We start from the raw sequence: 20,553 nt of genomic DNA, 5'->3' as shown, positions 1-20,553 counted from the left end.
AGTAATAGACTAAGTGCTAAAAAAGCTATGTTTTCCTACTGATTGCGAAAAGCCCAATAAAGAGAAAAATAACAGAGGGGAGGAAGGCGCTAACAAGTGGAGAAAACCCATAAACAGCGCCTAGTTCATTGGCTGTTCTGTTGGCAAGATAAAAAACAATACCAACTAAAATGCCGACAAAGATTCGTTGCCCCATGCCACCCCCCCGGTTTGAGCCAAATAAAAATGGCATTGCGAGTATAAGCATGACTAAAGTGGATAAGGGAATTGAAAACCTTTTCCAATAGATTAGCTCGTATTTGTCAGTCTTAATTGCATTTTCTTTTTGGTATTCTATGATTTTTGAGAGTGCGCTACTCGATAATTGGCTGGGGTCAGTATTTGCCACATTCAAAACATTTGGGTTTATGAATGCCACATGTTGTTTTAATTCGTTAGACGTCTTGAGGACATGATTATCCTTAAAGGTTGTTGTATTAACACCATGAAAGTTCCAGTCATCCTCGTTAGCTTTTGCATTTTTTACTGTCGTTAAAGTCTCCAGCCCAGAGTGGTCCTCTTTAAACGAATAAATAGAGACATCTGAAACTTGAGTGCTCGATAGCACTTTACCTATTTTGATAATGCTTTGTTTCTCTTTTACCCAAAGCCCAGAATCATCCACAAGCACAATATTTTTGTTTTTTAACTGGGCTTTAAAATTACGAGCGTGTAAGTCACTGGCAGGGACGACCCATTCTCCAACGATGAATATTCCTATCGCTAATATGGTGCCGAGTTTGATAACTGAAAATACTATATTTCCGATAGATACCCCAGCAGCTCGCATTGCGATAAATTCAGAGTTTGCAGCAAGGTTGCCGAGCCCTAGTAATGTTCCAATTAAAACGGCTGTGGGAAAAAACTCATAGAAACTGGCAGGAAGCGTGTAAATTAAATATATAATTGCCTGCAACGTCGTGTAAAGCGCATTGGTTTTTCCTGCTTCATTAATAAAAGCAAAAAAAGTATCCAGAATAACAAGGGCTAACCAGGCAATGAGAATGCCCTGTATGGTTGATGTCCATAAATAACGATCTAAAATCTTCATTTAAGGTTTCCATATTGTTTGCGGAGTAACCACAGTGACAATGCTATGAAAATAAGATGGGTCCACCAAAGCCCTAACCAGTTCGGGATTCGTCCATCTTCTATCATTGATTTTCCCGTAATAATCAAATTTGCATAGACGGCATAAAGTAAAATACCAAATGCAAGCTTACCGAAGCGTCCTTGTCTGGGTGTTGTATGACTGAGTGGAAATGCTAAAAGAGCCATTACCGGCGCTTGCAGGATTAAAGCTAAACGCCAATGAATTTCTGCATTGCTCTCATTGCTTTGTAGTTTTAATAATTCAAGGGTAGGTTCTGTTTCCAAGTCTGTCGAAATGTTTACTTCGAGCGCAGGGATATGAATGCCGTGCTCGGCAAAATTAAAAATACTGAATTCACCAGTACTTTTATTATTATCATAACGGCTTCCATTTTCTATTTTAACAATTCTATTGCCACTTTTAGGGTCAACATACAGCAGGGCTTGTTCTGCAGAAACTATAATTTCAATATTATCTTCTGTTTTCTTGTCTTGAGTATTTTTAGAGGGCTCAATCGAGTCAGTTTTTTTAGCTGTTTCTTCTTTATCATTGAGATGCATAAAAAAGCGTTTCATCACTACGTTTTCTTCATCCATTTCTTCAACAAACAGGGTGATGCTTTTTCCGCCTGTTTTGCTGTGCATAAACTCTCCAATAGGAATACCAGAGGCTTCAGGTCGTTGCTTAATCTCTTGTTTGATGTTGTAGCTAGTCTTTTCCAGATCGGGAATGACAAACAGTGTTAGCCCCGCAATTATAAGTGTCAATGGCGCAACAAATAAGAAGATACCTTTATAAAATTGCTTTGGGCCAATGCCTGAAGAGTGCATGGCAGACATTTCATGATCTCTATAAAGGCGTCCAAAAGCTAACATCATGCCTATCAATAAAGCGATAGGTACAAGTTTAATTAAGCCATTAATAGATCCTAAAAAAACAAGTTTACTCAATGCGTCGATAGGTAAATTGCCACCGCTAACTTTGCCTAATAAGCGTACAAAAGTATTGCCTACGATAATTAACATCAATACCAGTAACGTGGCTGAAAATGTAGATATGATTTCGCGCACTAGATAGCGCTGGATAATCATGGTTTGTGACCTGATTGATGGCTTTTAGCGTATTCTTTATAGAAGTCTTTATTCGTCGTTTTGTAATTCTTATATCGCTTATGTGTCCATAAGTATTGATCGGGGTATTCTTTTATCAACTCTTCCAGAATTTGATTTAATCGTGTGGTATCTCGAAGCGCATCATCGCTTGGAAAATTATCCAGAGGAGGGTAGGTTTTTATTAAATACCCTTGTCGGTCGTCTTTTTTCCCTGTTAGGCGAACCGTGATACAAGGAATAACTTTGGCATTTGTCATTTTGGCAAGCCTAGCTGTGCCTGTATTTGTTGGTGCGTCGACACCAAAAAACGGCACGGGTAAGCTACCTTTTCCCCGGTAGTTTTGATCTGTTGCATACCAAACGGGTGCGCCATTTTTGATGCTTTTTATCATGTCGCGAATATTACTTTTTGGTATGGCTTTGCCGTATTTTGTGTCCCTTTGTACAGCGACCAAGTGTTCTATCAATGCATTTTGGTGAGGTCGATAAGTGACGTGAAGTGGCATTTCTAGCGCCATAATTCTTCCACCTACTTCAAGGCTGGAAAAATGTGCCCCCAGCATAATGACATTGCCATCTTTTAACGCCTCTCTTAGATGGTGAAAATCTTCAACGTGAGCGAGCTTTTTGATTTTTTCATCAGACCCCCACCAGCCTAAAGCTGCTTCTATAAGACCTTGACCCATAGAAATAAAGTGATCACGATTTAGTGCTTCTAATTCTGTTTTAGAGAGCTCAGGAAAAGCAATTTCCAGATTGATGTGGCTAATTTCTCTTCGCGTTTTAGCTGCATGATAAATCAATACGCCCAACCATTTTCCTAGCGCCATTTGCCAGCGCCAAGGGAGATGAACGATAAGTTTGAGAATTCCTACCCCTAGCCAGGTCGGCCAATAACGTGGGTGGAAAAATTTTGAAGGCATTATGATTTTTACTACTTAGTCTTGAAGATGGTACAACGTTCCACAATAAGGACATCGCGCAGTGCCATCTTTCGACTTTTCAATGGGAAGATATACTTTGGGATGTGCGCACCACAGAGCAGAAACATTTGTCGGGCAATGCAAAGGTAAATCATTGCGTGTGATTGTTACATCATTCGTAATGTTTAACTTTTTATAATCCGCTTCTTTGTCTGAACTGCCCTGAGATGCCATTCGATATCCTATTGTTTTGATTACTCCTTATACGAGAGTTAACCATTCTTTATACTTATCAACCTTCCCATGAACGCTGTCAAAATACAATGATTGTAATTTTTCTGTAATAGGACCACGTGTTCCGTTACCAATCGTTCTATTGTCTAACTCACGAATGGGAGTTACTTCTGCAGCTGTTCCAGTAAAGAAGGCTTCATCAGCAATATAGACTTCATCACGTGTAATGCGCTTTTCAACGATTTCATAGTTTAGATCATTAGCAAAAGCGGTAATGGTATTGCGGGTGATTCCATTGAGTGCAGATGTTAAGTCTGGGGTATAGATGACGCCGTTTTTGATGATAAAGATATTTTCACCACTACCTTCTGCAACAAAACCTTCTACATCAAGGAGTAATGCTTCATCATAACCATCCGTTAGTGCTTCTTGAAGCGCAAGCATAGAGTTGATGTAATGACCGTTTGCTTTCGCTTTACACATGCTGATATTGACGTGATGACGTGTGAAAGAGGATGTCTTAATGCGTAAGCCTTTTTCCATATTCTCGGCACCAAGGTAAGAACCCCATTCCCAGGCAGCAACAATAGTATGCGTCTTAAGGTTATCAGCTCGAAGTCCCATGCCTTCCGAACCATAAAAACACATAGGTCTTAGGTAAGCAGAATCCAGATTGTTGTCTTTAACGGCAGCAATTTGAGCAGCGGTAATTTCTTCTTTTGAAAATGGAATATCCATATTCATGATCTTGGCGGAGTCAAACAAACGATCTGTGTGCTCTTTTAAGCGAAAAATCGCGGGTCCTTGATCGGTTTTATAAGCGCGGACGCCTTCAAAAACACCCATTCCGTAATGTAATGTGTGTGTAAGTACATGCACATTAGCATCGCGCCAAGGTACCATTTTTCCATCAAACCAGATTAGACCATCGCGGTCAGACATTGACATCGTTTAACTCCTATTCAAACGCAATATTTTAGGGCGTAAGGATACTACAGCTTGTGATACATCAACAATTGCAGAAGGGTAAAAAGATGGAAAATAACGGCTTAAATCGGCGTTATTATTAAAGGCACAGCGAATGCGCTGCAAATTATTAAAAAAAGTGCCTATAAGTAGGGGGGTGGCTTTATTTTAGAATGATTACGAAAGTGCTTCAGGTGTCTTATTTAGAGGCCAGTTGTATTTTTTTCTTATAGCCAATGCCTACTTTTTTCAGGCGTTTATATTCGGCGTAAACCTTCTTTACGTAATTTCGGGTTTCGTTAAATGGTGGAATCCCATTGTATTTATTTACATTACCAGGACCTGCGTTATAAGCAGCAATCGCTAGTTTGTAATTGCCGTCAAATCTTTCCAGCATCTTTGCAATATATTTAACGCCACCCTGTATATTGTGTTCTGGATTCCAGGGGTCGTTAATTCTTAAACCGAGGGCAGTTTGTGGCATTAATTGCATTAAGCCGATCGCTCCAACACGCGAATGTGCGCCTTCATTAAAACAGGATTCCTGTTTTACAATTGCATGAATCAGCTCTTCATCTACATCGTAAATACGTGAATAGATTTGAATCGGCTTTTGGTAAACGCGTGCTTGTTTGTTTAAATGCCGATCATTTCCGCAGCCAACAATAATCCCATTATCGCGACCATTAGGATCGACTAGGTTGGCATATTTGATGCCCTTGTTGTTGCTGAGTCTTGTGTTCTTACGTTTTTTATAAGTAGATTTACGTTTTGATTTTTTAGCGGTCGATGTTTTTGTCGTTTTGGGTGTTTCTCGAATGCTGGATTTGTACGCACCCTTTTTCTTGATCTGGTAGATTTTTACTAATTTAAATCCAGAGCCTTTGAGTTTTTCGCCTGAAAGCAGAGTGGAGCCATCTTTCTTGACGTATTTATACATAGCCGCATTTGCCTGACTACTAAAGGCCAGAACAAAAGTGCATAAAACAATGCTGGAGAAATAGTGAGTTGCTATCTTCATCAATTATTAGTCTTTGTTGTAATTATTAGGTGACTATTATCTTTGGGGTTAAGCAAAGATTATGTCTATAAGCAAATTTTGTCTACTGACTTAAGATGAATGGAGCACCTAATTTGATGATGGGTTTTCGTACTGTGAGTACTAGTTCAACATTCTCGGTAGTGCCAGCGTAAATGGATCAATAATGGCATCGAAGTGATGTTCATCGTCGGCAACCATTTGATAGGTGCCTTGCATTGATCCAACAGGTGTTTCCATCATTGTGCCGCTGGTGTATTCAAAGGATTCGCCAGGTCTTAAATAGGGTTGTTCGCCGATAACGCCTTTGCCTTTCACTTCTTGTATGCGGTTATTTGCATCCGTAATAATCCAGTGGCGGCTGATTAGTTTGGCGGCGATATCACCTTTGTTCTCAATTTTGATGGTATAAGCAAAAACAAATCGACTCGCTTCGGGGTTAGATTCAGCTTCTATGTACTGGGTAGAAACGGTTACTTGGATATTATAATTATTCAACACGGCATCCTCATCGCTATCTTGACTCATAAAATTTCAGGCCTTTGCTATTTTACAGCTCTGTTGTATGACATCGGTTAATTAAAATAATTTTGTAAAATATGAATGTAGCTAAGTAATGTAGTTAAGTTTAGCTCTAATTCTAGTCTCATTTGATTATTTTTGTAGGAAGCATTTAATAATGGGGTGGAGCATCAGTATAATCCGGCAGGATGAAAAGCCTAAATTTTACACCGATTGGATTAATATCCTCCTGTTTCAAGGAGAAGTTTGGGATACCAAGACAACCCGGATTAGTAACGGCTGCAAAAGCTCAGCTTAAACTGGATAAGATATTTACAGAGGAGAGTGTCCGAGAATTAGAGGGTTTTTCACATATCTGGCTGCAATTTATTTTTCATCAAACAGAATCACAAGGTTGGAAGCCTATGATCCGACCGCCACGACTGGGTGGAAATAAGAAAGTAGGCGTGTTTGCATCGCGTTCCACGTTTCGTCCTAATCCAATTGGTTTGTCTGTCGTTGAGTTGGAAGGTATTGAAATGAAATCTTCAGGAGTTGTATTGCATCTTAAAGGCTGCGATCTTGTCGATGGGACGCCCATTTTGGATATAAAGCCTTATCTGCCTTATGTAGATGCGATACCTGAAGTAGAAGCAGGCTATGCGAAAGAAAAACCCTCAAGCAATATGACAGTGCTTATGAGTGACGAAATAATTCAGGCGTGTCATGATGCAAGTCATCGTTTAGGGGAAGATGTTGAGGTTTTAGTAAGGCAATTATTGGAACTCGACCCAAGACCTTCTTATCATGAAAATAACACGAACGACCAACGAATCTACTCAATGAAATTACTTGATTTTGACCTAAGGTGGCAATACTGCGAAAATAACACTATCAAGGTCTTAAGTATCGATTGAGATTGATGCGGTAGCGATATATATAACAATATAATATAACGATATTCTAAATAAAGATCAGTGATTTGTAGATTGGGGATTTCATGAAAATAACAGGCAATAAAGAGCGTTTCTTATCTTGCGCGAAGATGATGATTGCCTGTGGGGTTTTTATGTCCGCATCCGTGGGCGCAAAAGAATCCAGTCAACTCAAGGCATCTTCAGAGAGTAATGATCCACAACCTGCTAAAACCTTCTATATCAATCAACAACAGCCTCAAGAACTGCCAGAGTCAGTCAATAAGCTGTTGAAAAAATATAAAATCCCAACGAAAAATATAAGCGTTTATGTGAGAGATTTAAACGCTGATGCGCCAATGCTGGAACTAAATGCGAATAAATTACGCACACCTGCATCAACCATGAAGTTGCTGACGACTTATGCCACTTTAAAAGAATTAGGGCCAAATTATTCCTGGCGAACAGAGGTTTGGACAAAAGGGCCTATAAGTGGGGGGGTGTTAAACGGTGATTTGGTTTTAAAGGGATATGGTGATCCGTTTCTTGTTTATGAAAATTTCTGGAAATTGGTTAAAACCTTACGTGATAAGGGCTTAAAGCAGATTAACGGCGATATTATTATCGATAATAGTTTTTTTCAGCTAGACGATTATGATCCTGGGGCTTTCGACGGTAAGGCATTTAGAATCTATAATGCGGAATCATCCGCGCTTATGTTTAATTTTCAAGCAACCCGTTTTTTATTTACACCTGAGGTTAATGAGCAGGCGTCGAAACAGAAGAAATCGAAAGGAAAGAAAAATAAATCTAAGACACTGGGTAAAGTAAAGATAACGCCTTATCCTGAAATACCGGATTTTAACGTCGATAATCAGATAAAATTAGTCAAGGGACGTTGTAGAAATTCGCATTTACGCCCGAAGTTTAAAAGAGATAAAAAGGGTAAGTTAGTAATTAGCGGTAACTATGCCGCAAAATGTAAGCAACGTTTTATCTTGCGTGCTGTTTCAAAACCTGAAGAGCATGTTTTCAATGCCTTTCGAGATTTCTGGTTAGACCTTAACGGCACTCTTAAAGGCGGCATGAAGATAGGTAGAGTATCGTCAAATGATGAACTATTTCATGTGCATAGCTCTCCAACACTAGGAGAACAAATTCGGCTAATCAATAAGTGGAGCAATAATGTGATGACAAAACAATTATTGCTGACCTTGGGTGCGAAAAAATATGGATCACCGGGAACCCTGCAAAAAGGGCGACAAGCGATTTTAGATACTTTAAATGCTAATCATATCGATACTACTGGCATTCAGTTAGAAAATGGTTCTGGCTTATCGAGATCTGCGCTAATTACTGCGCGTCAAATGGGCAGTTTATTAGAAACTGCTTTTCGAGATCCGTTTATGCCTGAGTTTATGGCATCGCTATCTCTCCCCGGTGTTGATGGAACATTGGTTAATCGTTTTAGAAAAGATGAATTACGTGGAAGAAGTCATTTGAAAACAGGTACTTTAGACTTTGTGACGGCTATCTCTGGGTATATGTTAAATAGAAAAGGTAAAAGGCTTGTTATTGCGATTCAACACAATGGAAAAAGAACAGGGGCTGGGCGTGGCGCAAAAATACAAGATGCCATTCTTCGTTGGAGCTTTGAGCAATAAATGTTGAAAAGCTTATCCTTCATTCTATGTGGTTTACTTCTTACGTCTTCTGTTTTTGCAGGAGATGCAAACGATGATGCCGATAGTGAATCGGTAAATGTAGCTGAAGAGACAGAAACAAAGCGCGCTGAAAATGAGTCTGATAAAAAATCGGATAAAGACGAAGAGCTTTCAAAAGCAAACTTGGCCACTATTGATGTCACTGGTGTAGATGATGGCTTAAAGAAAAACATCGAACTCCATATGCCCGTTACGGTACCAGAATGTAAGGCTGATCGTGCAGAAGTGAAACAATTTTTCACTACGGTAAAAAAGAATCTGAGAAAGGCTACCAGAGCTTTAGGGTACTACGATGCTGAGTTGGTTTCTGGTGGTTCAATCGTCGATAATTGCTGGAAATTACGCTTAAGAATTACACCGGGAGAACCAACAAAAGTAACGTCCATTTTAACTCAGGTTGTTGGTGAAGGTAAAAACGAAAAACTTTTTACCGATATTTTAAAGAAGCAACCCTATGCCAAGGGAGATGTTTTTAATCACCAGAAATATACTGATTTCAAAACTCAGCTTTCTGAGGCTGCGCAAACGCTTGGTTATTACGATGCTGAATTTGAGCAACACAGCATAAAAGTTGACCCTGTTTCTTATCGAGCAAGTGTTGTACTTATTCTAAATACGGGAAAGCGCTACCGATATGGTGAAATAACGGTAGATCAAAATCTTTTGTCTGAAAAAGCGATGTCAAAATATATACTGCTTAAAACAGGCAGCCCTTTCTATGCAGAAGACCTCATTAATCAACAACAACTTCTACAACGTAGTGGTTATTTTAATCTGATTAAAGTCGAAGTACTCAATGAGCAGGCTAAAAATTTCCGCTTACCCGTTGTCATTACGTTAACTCCTAAAAAACGAAACGCTTACAAGTTTAAAGTGGGTTACGGCTCTGATACAGGTGCCCGTGTTGCCGTAGAAATGAATAGGCGTTACTTAGGCAAAAGTGGAAAACAGTTAAAGGTTAAAGCGCAATATGCCGAGAAACTTCCAGAGTTTTCAATACAGCTATTAAACCCAAGAAATAATCCTGATGATAATAGCCTGATCTATAGCATTGATTTAAAGAAAGACTCTAACGATGATATAGAAAGTCATACGCTGTCTGTCGGAGCGACATTGGTTCGTAAGTTTGACAATGGCTGGGTTAGGACAGCCTCAATAAAAGCGATAAGAGATAAAACACAGGTTGATGATGAGGATGAAACCGATGCCGAACTATTGATGTTTGGTGTTGGTTTAGAAAAAGTAGTCGCAGATAGCTTACTCAATCCTAAGGATGGGTGGCGGTTGAAACTATCTTTGGACTCAGCTCTGGAAGCAGTCCTGAGCGATCAAGATGTTACTCGACTTAAAGTGCAAGCAAAAGGTATCAAGCAAGTAGGTCCTGGACGTGTTTTAGCCCGCATGAATCTAGGTTCTTCAATAGTTTCAGATTTTGATAGCCTGCCTAAAAGTTTAAGGTTCTTCGCTGGTGGTAGTAATAGTGTCAGAGGTTATACCTACGAAAGTCTGGGTGAAGAAAATGATAATGGAAAAGTTATTGGTGGTAAGCATCTGTTGGATTTGAGTCTTGAATATCAGTATCCCATTAGTGATTCCTGGGGGGCGGCTGTTTTCGTCGATGCAGGTAATGCTTTTAGTGATTGGAGTGACCCAGGACTAAAAGTTGGCGTAGGTTTTGGTGCGCGTTGGAGTTCTCCTGTAGGGCCTGTGCGTATTGATATAGGCTTTCCTAAAGATGACTTTGGTGATCCTCATTTACATTTAAGCGTAGGATCAGATTTGTGAGAAAACATTTAAATCAATATGTGTTCTCACCATTATTCTGGGTGATGTCGCTATTACTGATTCTATTATTTGCCTTGGTGATTACACTATTTACGCCGATAGGGCCTAAAGCTATCGCGTATGTTGCGGACTCTTCTTTAAAGCAGTTAACACTTAAGGGGGTATCTGGCAGTGTTTTGTCTGGGCTTCATGTTGATCAATTTGTTTGGGAAGATGGTGTCGCTGTTGTACTTGAAGATATTGATGTAAAACTGAATAAGTTTGATATCAAAAATGAAAAGATCTATGCCAAAAATGTAACTGTCGGAAAGCTTTCTATAGACTTGCTAGGCAAAGCAAAAAATACAGATGAAGTGAGTAAAGATGTCACTTCATTGCCTAACTTTGGTTTACCCATCAATATCGATGCAGACATATTAAAACTAGAATCATTACAAATTACTAAAAGTATACCGGGTGATAGTCAGAGCCAGACTTTACTCTTCCAGATTCAAGATATTCAATTAAATAAAGCGACGATAAAACACAATATACTTAATTTTGAGGAATTAAGAGGTGCTCCAATTATTTTGGGCAAACCTTTAAGAATAGATGTGGTCGATGGGCAGCTGAACATGAATCAGCCGCATGAGATTACAACCAAAGGCACAGCATCATTTGAGCACGATGTTATCGGAAATATTAATGGTAACGTTGATCTGAAAGGTACCCTAACTAATTACATTTTTGATGGCGATCTAGTGTTAGAGCAAGAACAATTAGGCAAAGGGAATATTCAGGTAAAAGGTGAGGGTGATTATAAGCAGGTTACTATCGAAGATGTGATCTTAAGCAGCCTTTATGGTAATGCAGAAGCAATAGGTAAAGTTGAATGGGATCCTGAAATCCGTTGGAACTTTGATGTTGATGCGAAAAATCTAACATCGAGTAATTTGCTGCCAGAATGGCCAGTTAGTGCCGATACCAAATTAAAATATACAGGTACTTTTTTAGATTCTCGATTGGAAAACCAGCTACAAATTTTAGAGCTGGATGGATTGTTTAGAGAGCAAAAGTTAACTGCAAAAGGCCAGATTACCGAAAGAGAAAGTCTAGTTCGTGTAAACAAGCTACAGCTTACATTAGGCGATAACAATATTCTGGTAGATGGAGCTGTAACAGAGCCATTAAACCTGGATATTAAATTAGACGCAAAATCACTGAAACAAATATTACCAGATGTTGCAGGCAGGGTTGAAGGTGAAGTTTCGATTAAAGGTGAGTATAAAAAGCCAGAAATACAGGCGAAAGTTACTGCTAATAATCTTGAATATGCAGGCTTTAAGCAATCTTCAGTACCTATACTGATAGAAACCAATGTTGTTGCTGATAATGAGGTGTTAACACTGAAAAGTGCATTAATTAAAAGCGGCAAGAATACTGTCGGTTTGACGGGTAATGCAACTGAACCATTTGATTTAAAATGGAAAATAGAGGCTAAAGATTTAAAGCAAGTATCACCTCAGTTAGCAGGTAGTATTAATGGAATTGCTTCTTTAAAAGGAGATATTGATAAGCCTGTCGCGACATTGGATATTACTGCTAAAAAACTTGAATTTAATGGCATCCGCCAAGGTGAAGAAGCTCTTACCTTAAAAGGCGAGGTAAGCTTAGATAATAAAAATATTCTTCTAAAGGATCTTAAGCTAGCGAGCGGTAAAAATGTTCTGCAAATAAATGGTAATGCCGGTGAGCCACTAGATTTAAACGTAAATATTAATGCGCCTGAATTAACACAGGTATCCCCTGATCTGGCAGGGCGTATACAGGGCGATACCAAGATAACTGGATTGTATAAATCGCCCACTATCACAACAAAATTAGTTGCCTCAAATTTGCAATATCAGGACTTTAAATTGGGTCAATCTGCGATGAATCTTCAAGGCGAAGTTCAGCTCGTTGATGGTATTCCAATGGTTAAATCGTTAAATACTCAAATAGGGGATAATCGTTTTGAGGTCTCTGGTCGAGCGAGTAGCCCTTTTGATTTAAGCTGGAATATTGACAGTAAAAATCTTAAAGAAATTACGCCCGAATTATCAGGTAGATTAATCGTTAAAGGACAGTTACAGGGAACTATAGATAAGCCTATTATCAATGCAACTGTAGATGCAAAGAAATTAAGTTATAAAGCTTTCAAGCTGGATTCTGCAGATTTTACGGCGAGTACTACAAACAATATTTATAAAATAAATGGAAAGCTGAAAAGTCTTGAAAGTGATGGTCAAAAAATAGATAACGCAAGTCTAGAGTTAAATGGGTCTATTGAAAACCATACCCTTGCTGCCTTTGTTGATCACCAAGAGGCTAAGGTACAACTTAAAGCAAATGGTGGCTGGGAAAATGAACAGTGGAGTGGAATCCTTCAACAATTAAAGCTTGATGATACGCAAGCAGGCGATTGGGCGCTGCAAAAGCCTGCACGAATCAGTCTTTCTAAAAGTGGGTTTAGTGCAGAGCAGTTTTGTTTATCAAGTAAAAAAACGAATGCTTGTTCAACAGCAAGTTGGTCAGAAAGTATAGGGCTTAACGCAAAAGGTACGTTAAAAGAGATACCTTTAGATCTAGCTAAACCATGGTTGCCAGAGGGAATGACGGTTAATGGGGTAATTAATGGCTCCTACGATATTAACCAAAATAACGGTAAACCAAAGGGTAAAATTCAATTTAAACTGCCAAGTAATAGTTTTTCGTTTAAAACTGATGATGAAGAACGAGACTTCTTTTATGAAGATGCGGAAGTTAATGCAACCATAGATAATCGAACCATCAATGCTGATGCTTCGATGAAAATTGTCAATCGTGGTCAGTTTTCAGCGAATGCCAAGGTAAAACTATCACCAGAAAATGGAAAACATACAATCGATGGCAAGGCTAGTTTTGATATACCAAATATAAACTTCGCGCAGGAACTTATCCCACATAGTCGAGGTTTGCGAGGCGCTCTTAGCAGCAAAATTAGCTTTAGTGGTTTATTAAGTAAGCCCCAGATAAAAGGCCAGGCAGATATTAAAAATGCCTACCTGAGATTACCGGAAGCAGGTACGGAATTAACCGATATCAATATCAATGTCACTGCGGATCAGCCGGGTAAAGCTAGAATCAACGGAAAAATGTTGATGGGTAAAGGAGCTTTAAATGTCACTGGTGATATGGACATTAATGATGTGGCAAAGTGGAAAGCTAATATAAAAATTAGTGGTAATGATATCCGCTTCATGAACACCAATGAGATTAAAGCAAATATGTCGCCAGACATCGTATTAGGCTTATCTCCTGAAGTAGTAAGTATCAAAGGCAAGGTGACTATTCCTTATGCTGATATTCGTTTAAATGATATCCCGGAAAGTAGTATCGATGAGTCGGGAGATGCTTTTGTTATTGGTGAAAACAAGCCTGGTGAGCAGGTTTCGGCGGTTAAATTACAACCTAATGTAGTCATCGTGATAGGCGATAGAGTGCGACTAGATGCATTTGGTTTAAAGGCAAAACTTTCTGGCGACGTTAATGTGACTCATAACAGACGTGATGTCTTGGCCAATGGTTCTCTTCGAGTGACTGATGGAAAATTTCAAGCTTATGGTCAGGACCTGGAAATCAATAATGGTCGTCTGATATTTAATGGTTCACCCAAGCTTGTGGGTATGGATATTCGAGCTACTAGAACAGTTGATAATCAAGTGGTTGGTGTTCACCTTGGAGGAAATGTACTCAATCCAAAATCTACTATTTTCTCTAACCCTGCAATGCAAGAAAGTGAGGCATTAAGCTTCTTGCTAACAGGGCATAGCCTATCGTCAGCATCAGGTCAGGAAAGTGCGTTATTGATGTCAGCGGTAAGAGGCTTGGGAATAACCGGTAGTGGAAGTTTGGCGCAAAATATAGGTGCATCATTTGGTCTGGACGACGTTAATATCGTAACTAAAGAAGACTTGCGAGAAAGTGAGTTGGCTTTAGGTAAGAGATTAGGTTCGCGATTATATGTGCGCTATCTCTTTGGTTTGTTTGACCAAACCCAAAAGATTGCGATTAAGTATAAAATTAATAAAGTGCTGTCGCTCGAAGCTGAAACATCCGTTGATGAATATGGTCTTGATTTAATTTACGAGTTTGAAAGAGATTAGGGTGAGAGAATCTCCATTGTTGTTAGCAGTCAGTGAAATAGGGGGATACCCAAATTTCACTGAATTGTATCAAGGCTTAGGTTTTGAAGTCATTACCGAAACCAGTATGCGAAAAGTGCTAAAGCTGCTTAAGAAAAAAGTCCCTACTGTAATCGTCGCCGAATTTAATTATCAATCAGACTTTCGTGATCGAACCAGCTCATTAGAATCCATGATGTCTGTTGTTCAAAGACATAATGGTATTAGAGTGGTCATTTTCTATGATAAAGAACACGAAAGCCAATTAGCTAAATTGCAGGCTCGCTATGATATTAGTGAAGCACTGAGTTTCCCTATTTCAGAAGAAAAGCTATCCGCTGCGGTTAAACTTAAATCCTGCTAAAGCCAAAATAGAGCCGAAAATGAATTTAATTTATAGAAATGCAGAAGAAGGAGATCTGAGTAAGCTAATAGAAATGCTGGCTGATGATCAGCTTGGTGCAGATCGAGAGGATTCATCTACACCAGTTAATCAAGCTTACATCGATGCGTTAAAAGTCATTAGCGATGATCCTAATAATGAGCTGATAGTGGCGGAAAGGTCGGAAAATTCTGAAACTTATATTATAGGCATGCTACAACTAACTTACATTCCTTATCTCACTTATAAAGGCTCATGGCGTTGCTTGATCGAAGGTGTGCGAGTGCATAAGGATCATCGAAGCAAAGGTTATGGTAAGCAGCTTTTCGAATGGTCAATAAAACGCGCCAAAGTACGGGGGTGTAATATTGTTCAGTTAACCTCAAACAAACAGCGTTCTGATGCTATCCGGTTTTATAATGATCTTGGATTTAAAGCCTCGCACGAAGGCTTTAAATTAATGATTGAGGATTAATGCTTCAGTCAATCTACGAATACGTTACATTCGTTCCATTACATCAATACCCAGCAAGTCCAATCCAGTTTTCAGTGTATTAGCGGTAAGTTGAGATAACTTTAAGCGGCTTTGTTTGATGTTTTCATCGGCTTTCATAATTGGGCAAGCTTCATAAAAAGTCATGAAGTTTCCAGATAACTCATAAAGATAATTACACAGAATATTAGGCGTGCCATCTTTGGCTACTGCTTCAATAGCTTCTGAAAGTTGTAATAGCTTGCTTGCCAACTGACGTTCTGCAGGCTCTTCAATAATGATTTTTGCAGATGTATCAATTGCACCAGCTTTACGGAATATGCTTTGAATTCGCGCATAGGCGTACTGTAAATAGGGGGCTGTATTTCCTTCAAAACTGAGCATGGTATCCCAGTTGAAAATATAGTCAGACGTCCGGTTCTTGCTCAAGTCTGCGTATTTTACTGCGCCAATGCCAACAGTCTTGGCGATGCTTTCACGACTTTCCTGCTCTAAGTCAGGGTTCTTTTTCGTAACAAGATCAAGCGCGCGCTGCTGGGCTTCATTGAGTAAGTCAATAAGCTTCACGGTGCCACCAGTTCTAGTTTTAAATGGTGTGCCGTCTTTACCCATCATGGTGCCGAATGCCATGTGTTCGAGGCTAGTTTCTTCTTTTACAAATCCAGCTTTTTTACCGACAGCAAATACTTGTCTGAGATGCAGACTTTGGCGTGCGTCGACAAGATACAGACCACGTGTCATCTTCAACGTATCATTACGATAGCGAAGTGCAGCTAAATCTGTGGTTGCGTATAAATAACCACCATCAGATTTTTGCACAATCATCGGGATGATAGAGTCATCTTTACCTTTAAATTCTTCGAGAAAAACGCATTGCGCGCCTTGGTCTTCAGTTAATAGCCCTTTTGTTTTCAGGTCGCTAATAACATTGGCCAAGTCGTCGTTGTAGGCACTTTCTGGCATTACATCTTCACGTGTTAGTAACACGTTCAGAATTTTATAGATTTCATCACAATGAGTGAGGGAGGTATCAATGAACTGTTTCCATAAAGCTAGAAACTCTGGGTCACCTGCTTGCAGTTTAACTACGTTATCCCTTGCTTGTTTAGCGAAATCAGGATCTTCATCAAAGCGCACTTTTGCAGCTTGATAAAACTTTTCTAAATCGGCTAATTGCAAGGTGATTTCTTTGTCTTGTTGTTTTAACTCGCCCATGTATGTGAGCAACATGCCAAATTGAGTGCCCCAGTCGCCGACATGATTTTGGCGAATGACTTTGTGCCCAGTAAACTCTAAAACGCGCGCGATAGCATCACCAATGATTGTAGAGCGCAAATGGCCCACATGCATTTCTTTGGCTAGATTCGGCGCAGAGTAATCGATGACTACGGTTTCAGGGTGTTCTGCTTTCTCAATATTTAATCTATCTGACTCGAGCGTTTTTTCTACTTGTTGTTGCAGCCACTCGTTCTTTAAATGAATATTGATAAATCCAGGACCAGCTATTTCCAGCTTATCCGCATAGGTCGATAGATCAAGGTTTTCTAAAACTCTGGCGGCAAATTCTCTGGGATTCATTTTGAGTGCTTTTGCTGCGCCCATTATGCCATTTGCCTGGTAGTCACCAAACTCTGGTCGAGAGGAAGTTTTTACAACGGCAGGAGCATCGTTAAGCGCGCCAGCATCGGCCAATGCCTGAGTGATTATTGTTTCAAGTTGTGTGCGAATATTCATGGGCGGGGATTCTACCGCAAAAAATGATAGATGCCTTACTCTTTAGCGAAAACTTTAAGTGTAAGACTAATTAATATTTGGTCTTCCCTAAAAAAGTGCCTCAAAGTAGGGGGGTGACTATGCGTTTAGTCACCCTTTACTCCGTAAAGAGTTTGCTAATGCCAGATGCAATTACCCTTTCTTTAAATTCATTTCCTGAATCAGATTCATACTTTTCAGTAAATTAAGGGCTTCATAGAGTTGAAAATCAGTTTCAACTAATTTCTTCTCTGATTTTTTGTCTGTTTCGGTTATATCTTCTTTAGTCGTTTCTGGTTTCTTTTCTCCATTCGGATTGGAGATGTGACCACTTAAATCAGCCTCTGAAAGAGGGGAAATCTCATCATCAGTATTTTCATCTTTATTCTTGAATTCAAGCTCTTCGACGGTAATGTCTGGCTCAATGCCTTTTGCTTGTATTGATCTTCCTGATGGTGTGAAATAACGTGCTGTGGTGAGCTTTACGCCGGTCTTTTCATCCAGAGGGAGTACTGTTTGAACAGATCCTTTACCAAATGTTTTGGTGCCAATGATCAATGCTCGCTTATGATCTTGTAAGGCGCCAGCAACAATTTCAGAGGCGGAGGCTGATCCCTGATTAACAAGTACAACAAGAGGCGCGCCTTCGAGTAAATCATCAGGTGTTGCGTTATAGCGCATCAGGGCGTCATCAACACGGCCTTCGGTGTAGACAATGTTGCCTTCGCTCAAGAAAACGTCAGATACGCCAACAGCTCCATTTAAAACACCGCCAGGGTTATCTCTTAGGTCTAGAACAAGTCCTTTAAGTGATGCTTTATTTTCTTTCAGTAGGTCTTCAACAGCCTTTTTAGTGTTATCTGTGGTTTTAGATTGGAAGCTGGAAATACGAAGATATCCGTAGTCTTTTTCCAGAATTCTCTTTTTAACACTTTTTACTTTAATCACATCACGAACGATGGTGATTTTAAAGGGTTTGGATTTACCTTCTCGGGTAATCAATAGATCAATAGGTTCCCCGGGTTTGCCGCGCATTATTTTAACGGCATCGTTAAGTGTTAATCCTTTAACCGATGTGTCGCCTAAACGAATAATCAAATCACCCGATTTTAAACCTGCTTTCTTGGCAGGTGTGTCGTCGATCGGAGCGATGACTTTAACGAAGCCATTCTCCATGCCAACTTCAATGCCTAAGCCTCCAAATTCACCCGAAGTACCCACACGCAATTCTGTAAAAGCTTCCTCATCAAGGTAAGCAGAGTGGGGGTCAAGCCCTGATAGCATGCCACTGATCGCATCAGTGATGAGTTTCTTGTCGTCCACCTCTTCAACATAATCGTTTTTGATTCGGGCATAGACTTCCGAAAACTTTTTTAGTTGCGCAAGGGGGAGCGTTTGTGAGCTTGGTTTTAAAGCAAACGCGTTGATGCTAAAAGAGACAGCGAGCCCAATTGCAACGCCAGAAATGACGCCGGTTGTTAGTGATTTTTTCAAGGGCATACTACTCTCTAATATACAGGTAAGATGACCCGATATTACCCTAATAGTAGCGATATTGTCACTAAATAAGCAGTTACCTAAATGCTTATTTTTTAATGCTTATCTGCACCATTGTGCTGGATTATGATGGGTTGTGCCACGGCGTATCTCAAAATAAAGACCAGAATTAGTTTGGCTGCCAGAATTTCCTACAGCGGCGATAACTTCTCCGGCTTTAACAATTTGCCCTTCTTTCTTATAAACACTTCGGTTGTAGGCATATAAGCTTCGATAATTTTTGTCATGACGAATAATAACAAGGTAGCCATATCCTTTGAGTCTGCCGCTGTATTCTACTTTGCCGCGTGCAATAGCATATACATTCGACCCAGCAGGAGCAGAAATGACGACACCTTTCCATTTTTGTTTGGTGTTTCTATTGCTGCCGTATTTTTGTGTGAGCCGCCCTTTGACAGGCCATGAAAGTCTTCCTTTCAAAGAAGAAAACGGTTTATTAGGTACATAACGTCTGCTGACTGCAGTACCTGTGTTCTTAGGTTGTGTTGCTTTGGGAGTAGCCTTGGGCGTTTTTTTCTGGCTAGCTAACTTTTTCTGTTGTTCCTGTCTTTTTTGTTCTGCTTCTTCTTTTTTTCTTTTTTGAGCGAGTCTTTCTATCACTCCTTTCAGGCGTGATTCTTCTTTTCGCAGCTTTGATAATTTTTGTTCTTGCGAGTAGACAACTCTCTTTTGCTTCTTAAGAGCCGACTCATGTTCTGCCACTGTCTTTTTCAATAGCGTTTTTCTAGAGCTTTGTTTGGCTAGCAATTCATTTAAGGTCTTAGTATCAGTATTTATCTGATCTTGAATTAGTTTTACTTCATCAAGCTGTTTCTGAATGCCTGTTATTTTCTTTAAGCGGTGTTTGTTCATATATTCGTAGTACTTTATCGTCCTACTAATATCTGAAGGGTTATCCTGTTTTAGCAATAAGCGCAAATGTGACTGCTTGCCCGATGTATACAAAGCCTGCATTTGCTGTGCGAGGGCATCTTTTTGTTGATTGGTCTGTATCAATAATTTCCGTTTCTTTTCATTAGACTTATTTAGATTGGTCGTTAATGTATTAATTTTAGTCTCGGTATTGTGGAGTCTTTTGGAAATCTCATTGAGCTTGTCTTCGGTAATAGTCACTTTTTGAGCGAGTTTTTGAGATTTACTACGCTCCTTCTTTAGTGATTTGTTTGCGCTCGATATTTTATTCTGGATATTACTGCGTTTTTGCCCAGATGTTTCTGCAAAGCTTTTAGTTAAAGGCGTTATAAGTAACAGGCCACACACAAGTGTTGTGAAAACATTTAATTTCACGGACACGGTTTTAGATTTGATTGTTGTAATTTTTAGCCCCATTTGTCGAGATTTTATCAGTTCATAAACGAACTTTTAAGCTTTAACGTAAATTATAATCGGCTTGATATAAATGCAGTCGGAGTATATTATAGTATCGTTGTTTTATAATATATTGAATAACGAATATAACCCATCTACCGAGTTAATATAATATATGAATAGTCCTAAAATTGCTCAAGGCGCAGATGAAAATTGCACACTTGTCAGTGACCTTTTAGTCAGAGAAGAGGACGTTGAAACAGCATCGCGTTCACTTAAAGCTATTTCACACCCTTTACGTTTGAAAATTTTGTGTGTACTTGGTGAAAATGAAGTCAGTGTTCAGGATATTGTCGAAAGTGTCGGCACTTCACAAAGCAATATTTCACAGCATTTAGCTATTTTACGTGACAAAGGAATACTTGCTTCAAGAAAAGAAGCGAATCGAGTATTTTATCGTGTAGGCGATGCTCGTACGCTGAAGCTTATCGGCATGATGCAAGAAGTTTTTTGTAGTACGCATTAAACGCAATATGCGTATTTTACGTCC

17 protein-coding genes are annotated in these 20,553 nt (G+C 39.4%); 7 read left to right on the top strand and 10 right to left on the bottom strand.

The genetic code is table 11. From position 1 onward, the window contains the following. Nucleotides 1-25: 25 nt before the first annotated feature. From lptG to apaG, 7 genes are all read right to left on the bottom strand, one after another. Nucleotides 26-1,090 carry an LPS export ABC transporter permease LptG gene (lptG, locus tag EV695_RS18395; protein WP_131907474.1) on the bottom strand — a complete coding sequence of 355 codons (1,065 nt, stop codon included), beginning with the start codon at nucleotides 1,088-1,090 and terminating at the stop codon, nucleotides 26-28. Next, nucleotides 1,087-2,223, bottom strand: coding sequence for an LPS export ABC transporter permease LptF (gene lptF, locus EV695_RS18390; protein ID WP_131907473.1), 1,137 nt, complete (start codon nucleotides 2,221-2,223; stop codon nucleotides 1,087-1,089). The genes lptG and lptF overlap by 4 nt, the downstream gene beginning before the upstream one ends. Next, complete coding sequence (gene lpxL, locus EV695_RS18385; RefSeq protein ID WP_131907472.1) at nucleotides 2,220-3,167, bottom strand: LpxL/LpxP family Kdo(2)-lipid IV(A) lauroyl/palmitoleoyl acyltransferase; 948 nt, start codon at nucleotides 3,165-3,167, stop codon at nucleotides 2,220-2,222. Before lpxL ends, lptF begins: the two co-directional genes overlap by 4 nt. 15 nt (nucleotides 3,168-3,182) lie before the next feature. After that, entirely contained in the window at nucleotides 3,183-3,401 is a 219-nt protein-coding gene (locus EV695_RS18380) for a zinc-finger domain-containing protein (RefSeq protein ID WP_131907471.1), read from the bottom strand. A gap of 27 nt (nucleotides 3,402-3,428) precedes the next feature. Beyond that, entirely contained in the window at nucleotides 3,429-4,349 is a 921-nt protein-coding gene (locus EV695_RS18375) for a branched-chain amino acid transaminase (protein ID WP_131907470.1), read from the bottom strand. A 217-nt stretch (nucleotides 4,350-4,566) separates the two neighbouring features. Continuing rightward, nucleotides 4,567-5,388 (bottom strand): lytic transglycosylase domain-containing protein, encoded by an 822-nt coding sequence (locus EV695_RS18370; protein ID WP_207907151.1) that lies wholly within the window; start codon nucleotides 5,386-5,388, stop codon nucleotides 4,567-4,569. A gap of 141 nt (nucleotides 5,389-5,529) precedes the next feature. Beyond that, on the bottom strand, nucleotides 5,530-5,934 hold the full coding sequence (gene apaG / locus EV695_RS18365; RefSeq protein ID WP_131907469.1) for a Co2+/Mg2+ efflux protein ApaG: 405 nt from the start codon (nucleotides 5,932-5,934) through the stop codon (nucleotides 5,530-5,532). Between the two features lie 182 nt (nucleotides 5,935-6,116). Between apaG and tsaA the strand changes: the two genes are divergently transcribed. The 6 genes from tsaA (at nucleotide 6,117) to EV695_RS18335 (ending at nucleotide 15,368) form a co-directional block, all read left to right on the top strand. Then, the gene (gene tsaA / locus EV695_RS18360; RefSeq protein WP_131907468.1) at nucleotides 6,117-6,824 is read left to right on the top strand and encodes a tRNA (N6-threonylcarbamoyladenosine(37)-N6)-methyltransferase TrmO; all 708 of its coding nucleotides are present in this window, start codon (nucleotides 6,117-6,119) and stop codon (nucleotides 6,822-6,824) included. 83 nt (nucleotides 6,825-6,907) lie between these two features. Further along, entirely contained in the window at nucleotides 6,908-8,485 is a 1,578-nt protein-coding gene (gene dacB, locus EV695_RS18355; RefSeq protein WP_131907467.1) for a D-alanyl-D-alanine carboxypeptidase/D-alanyl-D-alanine endopeptidase, read from the top strand. Next, nucleotides 8,486-10,330: an autotransporter assembly complex protein TamA gene (locus EV695_RS18350; RefSeq protein ID WP_131907466.1), complete on the top strand. Its 1,845-nt coding sequence runs from the start codon at nucleotides 8,486-8,488 to the stop codon at nucleotides 10,328-10,330. Next, the gene (locus tag EV695_RS18345) at nucleotides 10,327-14,493 is read left to right on the top strand and encodes a translocation/assembly module TamB domain-containing protein (RefSeq protein WP_131907465.1); all 4,167 of its coding nucleotides are present in this window, start codon (nucleotides 10,327-10,329) and stop codon (nucleotides 14,491-14,493) included. Before EV695_RS18350 ends, EV695_RS18345 begins: the two co-directional genes overlap by 4 nt. A gap of 1 nt (nucleotide 14,494) precedes the next feature. Beyond that, entirely contained in the window at nucleotides 14,495-14,875 is a 381-nt protein-coding gene (locus tag EV695_RS18340; protein ID WP_131907464.1) for a hypothetical protein, read from the top strand. 19 nt (nucleotides 14,876-14,894) lie between these two features. Beyond that, nucleotides 14,895-15,368, top strand: a complete 474-nt coding sequence (locus tag EV695_RS18335; RefSeq protein ID WP_131907463.1) for a GNAT family N-acetyltransferase — start codon at nucleotides 14,895-14,897, stop codon at nucleotides 15,366-15,368. Between the two features lie 24 nt (nucleotides 15,369-15,392). Here the strand turns inward: EV695_RS18335 and argS are convergent, their stop codons facing one another. The 3 genes from argS to EV695_RS18320 all read right to left on the bottom strand — a co-directional run bounded on the left by argS (nucleotide 15,393) and on the right by EV695_RS18320 (nucleotide 19,982). Beyond that, nucleotides 15,393-17,120 (bottom strand): arginine--tRNA ligase, encoded by a 1,728-nt coding sequence (gene argS, locus EV695_RS18330; RefSeq protein ID WP_131907462.1) that lies wholly within the window; start codon nucleotides 17,118-17,120, stop codon nucleotides 15,393-15,395. Between the two features lie 171 nt (nucleotides 17,121-17,291). Beyond that, on the bottom strand, nucleotides 17,292-18,638 hold the full coding sequence (locus EV695_RS18325; protein WP_131907461.1) for a S41 family peptidase: 1,347 nt from the start codon (nucleotides 18,636-18,638) through the stop codon (nucleotides 17,292-17,294). 99 nt (nucleotides 18,639-18,737) lie between these two features. Further along, a complete protein-coding gene (locus tag EV695_RS18320) occupies nucleotides 18,738-19,982 on the bottom strand; it encodes a murein hydrolase activator EnvC family protein (RefSeq protein WP_165874756.1) in 1,245 nt (414 codons plus the stop codon). A gap of 196 nt (nucleotides 19,983-20,178) precedes the next feature. On the opposite strand from EV695_RS18320, the gene EV695_RS18315 reads away from it, so the two are divergent. Further along, the gene (locus tag EV695_RS18315; protein ID WP_131907459.1) at nucleotides 20,179-20,529 is read left to right on the top strand and encodes an ArsR/SmtB family transcription factor; all 351 of its coding nucleotides are present in this window, start codon (nucleotides 20,179-20,181) and stop codon (nucleotides 20,527-20,529) included. Nucleotides 20,530-20,553: the final 24 nt, after the last annotated feature.

The sequence above is a fragment of the Cocleimonas flava genome (genome assembly GCF_004339015.1).
Classification (GTDB): domain Bacteria; phylum Pseudomonadota; class Gammaproteobacteria; order Thiotrichales; family Thiotrichaceae; genus Cocleimonas; species Cocleimonas flava.
The sequence above is the reverse complement of the archived record's forward strand: the minus strand, read 5'-3'. Positions and strand labels throughout refer to the sequence as shown.